The following is an 11841-nucleotide window of genomic DNA, read 5'->3' on the forward strand; positions in this document are numbered from 1 at the left end:
GGACAACGGGCGGCCGTTCAAATGATGTTACGAGCGAGGATGCCCCCATGCCGGAGAGCCACGACTATCGGTTCGAATCGCGATGCTTAGCGGTTGAACGGTTCAGAGCCTTTGAAGGGCGTCACGGGTAGCTTTTCCGCTTCTTCGCGCTTTATCGCGGGGCGGATCGTGCGGCTCCTGGATTCCTTCCAGACAAGGTAAAGCACGCCGCCGAAGTAGCCGGTCTGAAGCAGGACGGCGCAAATCGCGGTCTTGATCGCGGTGCCGGCGAGGGAACCGCTCAGCCAATACGTTGCTACAGCAAATACGGCCAGCGCGCCGAGCATGCTGAAGATAACGCGAGGTGCATACATTTGTTGCCTCCTCCATCGGAGCTTCGTTCAACGAACAATCATTGAAGACGAAACCGCCATCAGGATCCTTCCTAGGATAATGTTTTACAGGACTTCCTGTTTCAACTGAAGCTCTGGGGACGTTTTTTTGCGTCTGCGAAATGGGTAGTACAGCGACGATCTTAAAGGTTTCTTCCGGCTATTGGTAAAAATGCCACGTGTTGCCGCTGTCCGGCCGCTTTCGCCAAAGATGATTAAAAAAGATTACGCACATCGCTGGTTGCGCGCAATTTGGCAATACACGTTACCATTAGTGCCACAATGTCGGTCGCACGGGGCCGGCCGGGGCGGCTTTACGTTCAACTTTTATTACAAAGTTTTAATTTCAAACGTTTAGCTGGTGCAGTGCAAAATGCATGGTGCAATGCAATAAAAGCTCTGTCGGCAAATAGAAACTGGCGCTCTGCCAGAAGCCGCGAATGCAAACCATCAATTGCCGGCACCAGGCCTGAACGACCTACACTTCAGTATCTTTGACCCACACAGCTATGTCCGAGACTTTTATTGGTACACGCAGAGATTATTTCGATGCCGCCAAAGAATTGTATAGCTATTTCAGCAGAATCTTAAAAACAAAAAAGTTGAACGGCGGCTGCAAAAACACGTCGTAAAGCCTCGGTCTTAAAATTGTGGCTTAAAAAAACAAAATCACCTCATACACTTCGAATTCGTCAGCGCTTGCTAAGCGGCCTGAGCCTACCCGACCAAACGGCAAACATAAGTGGAGTTACCTCTATGAAGTCTGCGACGAGATCGGACAGTTCGCCATTTTATGGCGCAGTTCATCAGAGCGTGTTTCCGCCGACTGGCGGGATCGCGAAACGGGCATTCGATGTGTCCGCCGCCTGCCTCGGGCTCATTTTTCTGAGCCCGCTTTTTTTGATGGTGATGTTGCTTGTGAAGCTCTCCGACAGGGGGCCGATCTTCTATGGGCATCGCCGCATCGGCCATAATGGCCAGGAGTTCCGTTGCCTGAAGTTTCGGACAATGGTCACCAATGGTGACAAGGTTCTGCAGGATCACCTGCGCAACAATCCGAAGGCCATGGAAGAGTGGCGTGCAACGCGCAAGCTGCAGGACGACCCCCGGGTCACTGCCGTTGGTGCCGTTCTGCGCAAGTTGAGCCTTGATGAGCTGCCCCAGCTCTTCAATATCATCCGTGGCGAAATGAGCGTCGTCGGTCCGCGTCCCGTTGTTCGAGACGAACTCGAAATGTACGAGAATGCGGCCGTCTATTATCTGCAATCCCGCCCTGGCCTCACGGGCCTCTGGCAGATCAGCGGACGCAATGACGTTTCTTACGCGACCCGCGTCGCCTTCGACACGCACTATGTCGAAAACTGGTCGCTGGTTCGGGATGTCGTGATCATCGCACGCACAATCCCGGCGGTATGCGCTCAACGCGGCAGCTACTAAGCCGCATCTCAAAGCCCAAACAGTACTGCGCGGCAACGCCTTGCGGCTTGTCGTGCTGAAACACGGGGAAGGTTCATGGAAAAACGCTTTCTTGACGGCAAGGCCGGACGACGTCGCACGCTAAGATCCGGTATTGTTGTCGCAGCCGGACTTGGTGCTTTTCTGGCGTCTTCATCGCTTGCTGCTGCCGACGACTACCGTCTTGGTATCATGGACAAGCTGAAGATCCGGGTGGCCGAGTGGCAGACCGCGGATGGTAGCATCCGTGACTGGTCGGTCGTCAGTGGGGACTACACGGTCGGGCCTTCAGGAAGCATTTCCCTGCCTTTCGTCGGCGATATGCCTGCCTCGGGCAAAACGACCGATGCAATCGCCCAGGAGATCGGTTCGGCACTGCAGAAGCAATTTGCTCTGAAGGACCGACCGTCTGCCTCGGTCGAGCTCTCGGAATTCCGGCCGGTCTATCTGTCCGGCGACGTCGAAAAGCCCGGCGAGTACCCGTTTGCGCCGAATCTGACGATCGTCAAGGCCGTGAGCCTTGCCGGCGGTCTGCGCCGGGCGGACGCCGGGCAGCGATTTGCCCGCGATTTCATCAACGCCAAGGGTGATGCGGTCGTCTACTTGGCCGACCGGGCACGCCTGCTGGTGAAGCAGGCGCGGCTACGGGCCGAGATCGCGAACCAGGATACGATCGAAATGCCTAAGGAGCTTCAGGACAAGCCGGAGGCGAAGCCCCTGCTTGCCAGCGAAACGGCGCTCATGAATACACGCAAGAAGCGGCTGACGTTGCAGCTTCAGGCGCTTGCCGACCTCAAGCAACTGCTGCAAAGCGAGGTCGAGACTCTCGCCAAGAAGACTGAAACGCAGACCCGGCAGTTGCAGCTTGCAACTGAGGACCGCGACAAGGTCGAGGATCTTGCCGAAAGGGGCCTTGCGCTCAGCAACCGCAAGATGGCCGCTGAACAGCGGGCAGCGGATACCGAGGCGACCCTTCTCGATATCGATACCAACTCGCTGAAGGCTAAGCAGGACATCAGCAAGGCCAATCAGGACGAGATCACGCTTCGGAACGACTGGGATGCGCAGCTTGCCCAGGAAATGCAAAACGCCGAGGCTCAACTCGACGAACTCAATCTCAAGCTCGAAACCAGCAACTCGCTGATGGCGGAAGCATTGACGCAATCGACCGATGCCGCCCGCTTTGACACCAGCACCGGAGCTGCGAGCATCGCCTATTCGATCGTCCGCGAAGTTGACGGCAAGGCGAAGGAGATTCCGGTTCAGGAAAATACAGCACTCCAGCCCGGCGACCTTATCAAGGTCACCGCCGGATTGGCGATGAGATAACGAGGCCGCAATGCGGATCGCAAAATCTGTGCTCATTCAGCCAGGCGGGAACGCGGCTTATGCCATCCCCGCCGTGGCGCTGTCACTTTTTTGCTTCGCCTACTCGATCAAGTTCGGGCAGGTGGCGATCCTGCTTTACTATGCGCTCTGGCTGCCGCTCATCGCCGTGGACTACAAGAAGGTGCTCGGCAGTCATGGTCGCTACCTCTGGATCTATGCGTTTGCGGCACTTGCCTTCCTGTCGGTCTTCTGGTCGGCCGTTCCCAGCATTTCGCTGCGCGCCAGCATCCAGTATCTGACGCAGGTCATCTGCGCCCTGATTGCGGTGCGCGTGCTCGATGTCAGAACGCTGACGGTGGGCATGATCGCCGGCGTCGGGATCGTTCTCGTCTACTCGCTCCTGTTCGGTTACTACGAGTACGATCCTCTGGACGGCACCTTCAGTTTCGTGGGCGCCTTCGCCTCGAAGAATCAGCTTGGCTTTTATGCGTCGCTAGGCCTGATCGTCTCTTTCGCGGCTGTCTTTATCTTCGGTGAGAGACGCCTCTGGATGGCCGCGTCAGGCGTGGTCGGGCTTCTGTCGGCATACTGCCTCATTGCCTGCCAGTCGGCGACGTCGGTACTGACGACTGCCGTGGTGATTGCCCTGATGATGGGGCTGCGCGTCGTCATCGCACTTGCCCCCGACCATCGCAAGCTGCTGGTGATCGGCGGCGGCGTCGCCGTCGTCATCCTTGCCGTTGCCGGTGTCTATCTGGGGGCGGTGGATGCTGTTCTCGGCATCTTCGGCAAGGATTCCACGCTGACCGGCCGCACCTATCTCTGGCAGCAGGGGATCGAGGCGGCCAAGCAAAACCCGGTATTGGGAATCGGCTACCAGGCCTATTGGGTCCAGGGCTTCTCCGAGCCGGAGCGGCTGTGGGAAGAGTTCTTCATCGGTTCGCGCAGCGGCTTCCACTTCCACAACACCTACATCGAAACGGCCGTCGAGCTGGGGCTCACGGGCGTCATCGTTCTTGCCGTCATGCTGTTGCGGATTCTGTGGGGGCACTTGCGCCGCGTCATCGAGGACTTCAGGAACGATGAATCCTATCTGCTGTTCTCGATCGCGGTCTTGCTGACGATCCGGTCCTTCGTCGAGATCGACATTCTGACGCCATACAACGTCGGGACGTTTCTTTTCTACTTTGCCGCCGGGAAGCTGGCGATAGCGCGCCGCCAACCGGCGGTGAGCTCATGGCAACGCCAGACGTCGCCAGAGCCCGTCACTCAATAACGTCATCGCATCTCGACCGGCCTTGACCGGTCTTCCGAGGAAACCGGATGAAGACACTTTACGGCATCCAATATCTGCGCGCCTTCGCGGCACTTGCCGTCGTGGTCTTCCACGCAGCGGAAAGGACCGGTGAGCATTTCGCCATTGGTGCCGCCGGCGTCGACGTCTTCTTCGTGATCAGCGGCTTCATCATGTGGGTCATCAGCGACCGCAGACCGATGACGCCGCAGGGTTTCCTGCTCGACCGCATTCGGCGCATCGCGCCGTCCTACTGGCTGGTGACGAGCGTGATGATCGCCGGTGCCGTGGTCGGCCTGTTTCCGAACCTGAAGCTGACCGGCGCCCATATCCTTTCCTCGCTCTTCTTCATTCCCGCTCAGTCGCCGAGCACGGGTGATATCTGGCCGGTCCTCGTCCAGGGTTGGACGCTGAATTTCGAGATGTTCTTCTACGTGTTGTTTGCCGGGGCGCTTTTCCTGCCGCGTCGCTGGCGGCTTTCGTACCTGACGGTCGTCTTCGGAGGCTTTTTCCTGATCGGCCTTCTCTTCGAGCCCGCATCGCCGGTGCTCGAAACCTATACCCGGCCGATCATTCTGGAGTTCCTCGGAGGCGTTCTTCTCGCCGAATTGTGGATCAGGCGGTGGATTGCAGGCACCAGTCTGGGGCTTGCTTGTGTCGGCGCATCGCTCTCCGGCTTCGCCACCATCTTCCTGATCGGAGCCGATTTCGATGAAGCGATCTGCGGGCCCCTTGCCATGGCGCTGGTCTACGGCATGGTGTCCCTCGAGGCGGGTGGGAGCATCGGCCGCGTACCGCTTCTCACCTATCTCGGCGATGCCTCCTATTCGATATACCTCTGGCACACGCTGGCGATTTCCGTGATCGCCAAGGCTGCCGGCGTGGTCGGGCTGTCGACAACGCCGACCATCGCGATCGCCGTTGCCGGCGGTACGATCCTCGGCGCGGCAGCCTACGAGCTCGTCGAGAAGCCGCTCCGGAAGATCTGGTCGTCAGACCTGCTCAAACAGAATGCGGTCGAGCGGCGTCCTTCATGAAGAGGTTTCGGGGACAGCCTCCTCGGAGGGTGGCGCGGTCTCGGCCTGCGCAACAGGCTTTTTCCGGCGCGCGCGCAGCACGACGTAGAAGACGGGTGTCAGGAACAGGCCGAAAATCGTTACGCCAAGCATCCCTGAGAAAACGGCCGTCCCGAGCGATTGACGCATTTCGGCGCCGGGGCCGGTGGCGATCATCAGCGGCACGACACCGAAGATGAACGCAAAGGCGGTCATCAGGATCGGCCGTAGACGCAAGTGACTGGCCTCGATCGCGGCTTCGACGGCCGACTTGCCTTCATCCTGCGCCTGTCTCGCGAATTCCACGATCAGGATGGCGTTCTTGGCCGCCAGCCCGATCAGCACGATCAGCCCGATCTGGGTCAGGATGTTGTTGTCCATTCCGCGCAAATGGACGCCAAGCAAGGCAGCCAGGATTGCAAGGGGAACGATGAGGATGATGGCAAGCGGCAGGACCCAGCTCTCATACTGCGCCGACAGTGCCAGGAAAACGAAGACGACCGACAGGGCGAAGATGTAGATCGCCGTGTTGCCGGTGTTTCGTTCCTGGAAGGCGATTTCCGTCCATTCGAAGGTTGTTCCTGCTGGCAGCAACTGCTTCGCAAGCCCTTCCATCTTGTCCAACGCAGTGCCCGTCGAAACGCCGGGAGCGGCGTTACCCTGTACGGGTACTGACACGTACATATTGTAATGCTGGACGAGTGAAGGACCGCTGGTATCGCGGATATCGACCAGTGTGCCAAGTGGGACGAGTGCGCCGGTCGCGGATCTGACCTTGAGGGCGAGGATATCGTCACGCTCGACGCGATATTGCTGATCGGCCTGCGCGCGCACCTGGTAGACACGCCCGAAGGCATTGAAATCGTTGACGTAGGATGTACCGAGATTGATCGACAGCGTATCGAATATGTTGGAGATCGGTACGTTCAGCATACGCGCCTTGTCGCGGTCGATTTCAAGGAAGTACTGCGGGCTATTGGCGGAGAACGTCGTAAAGACGCCGGTCAGACCCTCCGTCTGGTTGGCCATGCCCATTAGCTGGTAGGCGACGCCGAGGATGCGGCGCATGTCCGAACTTTCGCGATCCATGAGCTGCATCTTGAAGCCGCCGGCATTGCCGATACCGGAGATTGGCGGTGGCGGGATGGCGATGATGAAGGCCTCCTGGATCGCCTGCAGGCTCCCGTATAGCTGTCCGATGATCTTGGTCGCCGTCTGGCCGTGCTCCAGGCGGTTTTCGAAAGTGTCGAAGGCGGCGAAGACCACGCCGGAGTTGGAGGCGTTGGTAAAGGTCGCACCGCTGAACCCCGAGAAGGCCACGGCATTCTTCACGCCTGGCGTGTTGCGGATGATTTCCGAAGCACGCTCGATAACCGCGTCGGTGCGGGAAAGCGCTGCACCGTCAGGCAATTGCACGACGACGATGGCGTAGCCCTGGTCCATGACCGGGACGAAGCCACTCGGAACGATCCTGCTCATATAGTATGTCGCCCCCAGGAGGCCGACGAAAACCAGCAAGGCGACGCAGAGTGCGGCGACCGTCTGCACCGTGTGCCGCACGATCCAGGAATAGCCTGCACTGAGCTTGTCGAAGCCGTTGTTGAACCCATTGGCAAGCGCGCTCCCGAAACGCGCGATCGGGTTGCGACGTTTCTCGTGCTCCTCGTGTGGCTTCAATACCAATGCGGCGAGGGCTGGCGAGAGGGTCAGTGAGTTCAGCGCCGAGATGGCGGTGGCGACCGAGATCGTCACGGCGAACTGCCGATAGAACTGACCCGAAATGCCGGGGATGAAGGCAGTCGGAACAAAGACGGCGATCAGCACGAGCGAGATTGCGACGACGGCCGTGCCGACTTCGTTCATCGTCACATGTGCGGCCTCCCTCGGCGTCATCCCCTTTGCCAGGTTGCGCTCGACGTTTTCGACGACGACGATCGCGTCGTCGACAACGATGCCGATTGCCAGCACGAGACCGAACAGCGTCAGCATGTTGAGCGAGAAGCCGAAGGCAAGCAGAAAGGCGAAGGTGCCGATCAGCGAGACCGGGATGGCAACGATGGGGATGATCGCCGTGCGCCAGGATTGCAGGAATATGAGAACCACGATGGCGACGAGGATCGCGGCTTCAGCGATCGTCTTGTAGACCTCGTTGATGGATTCCGCGATAAATTCGGTCGGGTTGTAGACGATGTCGTAGCTGAGACCTTGGGGAAAATCCTGAGCGACGGTGTCCATCGTCTTCTTGATTTCAGCCGCGGCCGCGAGCGCGTTGGTTCCGGGGCGCGCGAAAATGCCGAGCGCGACGGCGGGCTTGCCATTCAGATAGCTGTTTGTGACGTAGTCCTTGGCGCCGAGTTCGATGCGGGCGATATCCTGCAGCTGGACGAGACGCCCTTCCGCGGTCGCCTTGACGATGACATAGCGGAATTGCCGGGCATCCGAGAAACGCCCCTGCGTCGTCACCGTATATTGGAAGGCATTGGTGCCGGCGGCCGGCGGCCCACCGATCGAGCCGCCGGAAACCTGCACGTTCTGTTCGCGCAGAGCGTCGACGACGTCGCTGGAGGTCATGCCGTAGGCCGACAGTTTCTGCGGATCGAGCCATATGCGCAGCGAATATTCACGCTCGCCGAAGAGGATGACGTCGCCAACGCCATCGAGGCGAACAAGCGTGTCGCGGATGCGTGTGCGCGCGTAGTTGGAGACATAGAGCTGATCGTAGCGAGAGTTGGGTGACAGCAGATGCACGACCATCATCAGGTCGGGCGAACTCTTTGCTGTCGTGATGCCGATGCGCCGAACCTCTTCAGGAAGGCGAGGTTCGGCAATGGCAACGCGGTTCTGGACAAGGACTTGCGCCTTGTCGAGGTCTGTGCCGAGTTTGAAGGTCACTGTGAGTGCCATCGAACCATCGGCCGTCGAATAGGAAGACATATAAAGCATGTCTTCGACGCCGTTGACCTCCTGCTCGATCGGTGTCGCCACGGTGTTGGCAATAGTCTCGGCGTCAGCGCCGGGATAGGAGGTGCGGATCACAATGGTCGGCGGCGCAATCTCGGGGTATTGCGCCACGGGCAACTGAAAATAGGCGATGGCGCCGACAATAAGCAGCACAATAGAGAGCACCGACGCGAAGATCGGTCGGTCGACGAAGAAGTGCGCAAATCTCATCGGCTGAGCTCCAGGCCGGCGGCTTCCGGCGCGATCTCTTCGCGGCTTTGCGCCAGCTCGACCATCTGCGGCGTGACCTTGCTACCCGGGCGGGCGCGCAGAAGGCCATTGATGACGATCGTCTCGTTGCCGTCCATGCCTTCGCGGATGACGCGATAGCCGTACAGGCGTGGTCCAGGCCGGACCGGCTTTGCGGTGACCGTTCCGTCGTCTCCAACGACGTAGACGACGCGTTGGTTCTGGTCCGAGCCGATCGCTTCGTCCGGCACGAGGATCGCCTTGTAGACATTCGAGGCCTGAACGGAGACGCGACCGAACAGACCTGGTTGGAGCACGTAGTTCGGATTGTCAAATCGCGCGCGTATGCGCTTCGTACCGGTCTCGCTGTCTATGCGGTTTTCAGCGAAGTCGAGCTTGCCTTTGAATGGCTTTTCGTTGGAATCCGTGATCCTTACCTCAACTTCGACGCCCCCACCGCCCTCCTGCAGATCGACCCCGCGCTCGCGGGCGGTCTGCGCGAAATTGAGAAGGCGGCGCTCGTCGACGTCGAAGTAGAAGTCGATCGGATCCACCGTAACGATGGTCGTCAGCACTGATTGATCGGCCTGGACAAGGTTGCCGACGGAGATCAGCCGGCGGTCGATGCGCCCGCCGATCGGGGCCGTGATCTTTGTATATTCGAGGTCGAGCGCTGCGCGATCAGCCGTCGCTTGCGCGCCGCGGACGTTTGCCTGCGCCGAAACCCATTCGCGCCGGCGGTCGTCAAGGATCGATATCGACTGGCTGCCGCTTGTTGCCAGGCTCTCGGCCCGCTTGAACTGTGCCTCGGCGTAGACGAGCGTTGACTTGGCTACTTCCAGTGCTGCGTTCGCTTCGTTCAGGGCGGTGATGAACGGCCTTTGGTCTATGACGAAGAGCAGGTCGCCCTGCTTGACGAGTGCGCCGTCGGTGAAGTGCACCTCCTGCAGGTAGCCCCCGATGCGTGAGCGCACTGATACCTGATCGACTGGTTCAAAGCGGCCAATGAATTCGTCATTGTCGACGACATCGCGCACGACAGGCTTTGCGACTGAAACGGGAGGAGGGGCGGCGGCTGGCTGCTGTGCCATCGCCGCGGTGAACGGCATGAGAGCAAAGGAGCCGATGGTCAGCAGGTGTCGAAGCAAGGAAGGCATGGCGGTTTCCTTATCCGGACGGCCGCAAGTGCTGCCGTCGCTTATGCTGATGTGCTGCGATTCATGTCTGGATGTCTCTGAACAAGGGCGCTCCCTCATTCACCTATGCCATTGCGAATTTACAATCGCGGCTGCAGGCCGCGCACGCGTGCTTGTCATCGCGAAAAAGTGATCGAACGAAGATCACTGCATTTCCGATAACCCTCTGGATTTTTACTTTAAACGGCTGCCGATCGAAATTGCAAATGCCAACCGGTTGCAATTTCGAAAGGCCTTCGAAATTTCCGCGCGTATTCCAGTGCGGCATTTTGGCCGCAGCTGCGGAATCTGGGAGGGACCCTATTGTGCCCTGCCCACGCTTAATATATCTGGGCATATTATAAGTGTGCTTATCAATTATCGGCACTGTCTCCTATGAATGGCAATCCCACTCTCGGCTTCCTGTTGCACGACGTTGCACGGCTGCTTCGCAAGCGGTTCGAGCAGCGCGCGCGTTGCCTTGGGCTCACGCGGTCGCAATGGCAGACGCTTGCGTACCTGCGCAGCAACGAGGGAATCCACCAGGGCGGGCTTGCCGAGATCCTGGAAATCGAGCCGATCACACTTGTCCGCATTCTTGACAAACTCGCCGAGCGCGGTCTCATCGAGCGTCGTCAGCATCCGACCGATCGCCGCATCTGGCTTCTCTATGTGCGTGAAGAGGCACACCCGCTGCTTGCCGAGATGCGCGACCTCGGTGAGCTGACGCGCGGCGAAGCATTCGAGAGTATCTCTCCCGAGCAGCGGGACCAGCTGTTCGACATCCTATTCGCAATGAAGACGAACCTAGTGCAGGCCTGCCGAACCCCGGTTGCCGCAAATGAGACCAGACATGGCTGAGAAGTCCTCCCTGCGCGTCGTTGCCGACGCAAATGCCAAAAACCCAGTTGAAGAAAATGACGCTTCCCCTCGCGAGGAAACAGTAGCCGAGGCGCCTTCATCCAATTCAGCGCCCGCTACTGCTGTGGCTGCGCCCGGCGGTGCGAAGGTCCGCCGCCGGCGCAGCCTCACGCGGCCCGTTCTGTTCGCGTTGCTGCCCGTCGCGCTCGTCATCGGTGGCTATTACTACGTCAACGGCGGCCAAGTCATGTCGACGGACAATGCCTATATCCAGGCTGACATGGTCGGTCTGACGACCGACGTTTCGGGTATCGTCGACCAGATCAGCGTGCACGAGAACGAGGCTGTCGAGAAGGGCCAGGTGCTCTTCAGCTTGCGCCAGGATTCCTTCAGGATCGCACTCGACGGTGCGCAGGCGCAGCTTGGCGCCGTGCGCAACCAGATTCTCAATCTGAAGGCCAGCTATCAGCAGTCGCTTGCTGAGATCACACAGGCCGAAGCCGATATTCCCTACTATCAGACCGAGTTCGACCGCCAGCAGAACCTCCTGAACAGCTCGGCTGCGACACGTGTCGCCTATGACCAGGCCAAGCACAATCTCGACGCCGGTCATCAGAAGGTTGCCGTTGCCAAGGCCGAAGCGGCAGCGACGCTGGCGCAGCTCGGCGGCAATGCCGACCAGCCGGTAGAACAGAATCCGCTCTATCTCGAAGCCAAGGCGAAGGTGGACGATGCGCAGCGCGAACTTGACCACAGCGTCGTCAAGGCGCCGTTCGAGGGCATCGTGACAAACGTCAACTCGCTGCAGCCGGGCTCCTACCTGCAAGCGTCCACGCAAGCCTTCTCGCTGGTTTCGGCAAGAAACCTCTGGATCGCCGCGAGCCCGAAGGAAACGGAACTGACCTATGTCAAGCCGGGTCAGCCGGTGACGATCTATGTCGACACCTACCCTGGCGTGGAGTGGAAGGGCAAGGTCGAGAGCATCAGCCCGGCCTCTGGTTCCAGCTTCTCGCTGCTGCCGGCGCAGAACACGACCGGCAACTGGGTCAAGGTCGTGCAGCGCATTCCGATGCGGGTCAGCATCGATGACGCCGCCGGCAAGCCGCCGCTTC

The 11841-nt window shown here is 59.4% G+C and carries 9 protein-coding genes; 6 read left to right on the forward strand and 3 right to left on the reverse strand.

Going from position 1 to position 11841, the window contains the following annotated elements; all coding sequences use genetic code 11:
• Window positions 1-86: 86 nt before the first annotated feature.
• On the reverse strand, window positions 87-353 hold the full coding sequence (locus PMI09_RS08950; protein ID WP_007791464.1) for an exopolysaccharide production repressor protein: 267 nt from the start codon (window positions 351-353) through the stop codon (window positions 87-89).
• A 774-nt stretch (window positions 354-1127) separates the two neighbouring features.
• Here PMI09_RS08950 and PMI09_RS08955 point away from each other — a divergent pair.
• From PMI09_RS08955 to PMI09_RS08970, 4 genes are all read left to right on the forward strand, one after another.
• Window positions 1128-1808, forward strand: coding sequence for a sugar transferase (locus PMI09_RS08955; protein WP_007791466.1), 681 nt, complete (start codon window positions 1128-1130; stop codon window positions 1806-1808).
• Window positions 1809-1883: 75 nt separating this feature from the next.
• Window positions 1884-3155 carry a polysaccharide biosynthesis/export family protein gene (locus PMI09_RS08960; protein WP_007791468.1) on the forward strand — a complete coding sequence of 424 codons (1272 nt, stop codon included), beginning with the start codon at window positions 1884-1886 and terminating at the stop codon, window positions 3153-3155.
• Between the two features lie 10 nt (window positions 3156-3165).
• Window positions 3166-4431: an O-antigen ligase family protein gene (locus PMI09_RS08965; protein ID WP_007791471.1), complete on the forward strand. Its 1266-nt coding sequence runs from the start codon at window positions 3166-3168 to the stop codon at window positions 4429-4431.
• 47 nt (window positions 4432-4478) lie between these two features.
• Window positions 4479-5486 carry an acyltransferase family protein gene (locus PMI09_RS08970; RefSeq protein WP_007791472.1) on the forward strand — a complete coding sequence of 336 codons (1008 nt, stop codon included), beginning with the start codon at window positions 4479-4481 and terminating at the stop codon, window positions 5484-5486.
• Here the strand turns inward: PMI09_RS08970 and PMI09_RS08975 are convergent.
• On the reverse strand, window positions 5481-8675 hold the full coding sequence (locus PMI09_RS08975; protein WP_007791474.1) for an efflux RND transporter permease subunit: 3195 nt from the start codon (window positions 8673-8675) through the stop codon (window positions 5481-5483). The two genes, PMI09_RS08970 and PMI09_RS08975, sit on opposite strands and share 6 nt — an antisense overlap.
• The gene (locus PMI09_RS08980) at window positions 8672-9850 is read right to left on the reverse strand and encodes an efflux RND transporter periplasmic adaptor subunit (protein WP_007791476.1); all 1179 of its coding nucleotides are present in this window, start codon (window positions 9848-9850) and stop codon (window positions 8672-8674) included. The genes PMI09_RS08975 and PMI09_RS08980 overlap by 4 nt, the downstream gene beginning before the upstream one ends.
• Before the next feature lie 414 nt (window positions 9851-10264).
• Between PMI09_RS08980 and PMI09_RS08985 the strand changes: the two genes are divergently transcribed.
• Both PMI09_RS08985 and PMI09_RS08990 read left to right on the forward strand, forming a co-directional pair.
• The gene (locus PMI09_RS08985) at window positions 10265-10729 is read left to right on the forward strand and encodes a MarR family winged helix-turn-helix transcriptional regulator (protein ID WP_007791478.1); all 465 of its coding nucleotides are present in this window, start codon (window positions 10265-10267) and stop codon (window positions 10727-10729) included.
• A partial coding sequence (locus PMI09_RS08990) for an HlyD family secretion protein (RefSeq protein ID WP_007791479.1) occupies window positions 10722-11841 on the forward strand: 1120 nt, incomplete at its 3' end. The genes PMI09_RS08985 and PMI09_RS08990, both read left to right, overlap by 8 nt.

Origin of the sequence: Rhizobium sp. CF122, assembly GCF_000282035.1 — a bacterium.
Classification (GTDB): domain Bacteria; phylum Pseudomonadota; class Alphaproteobacteria; order Rhizobiales; family Rhizobiaceae; genus Rhizobium.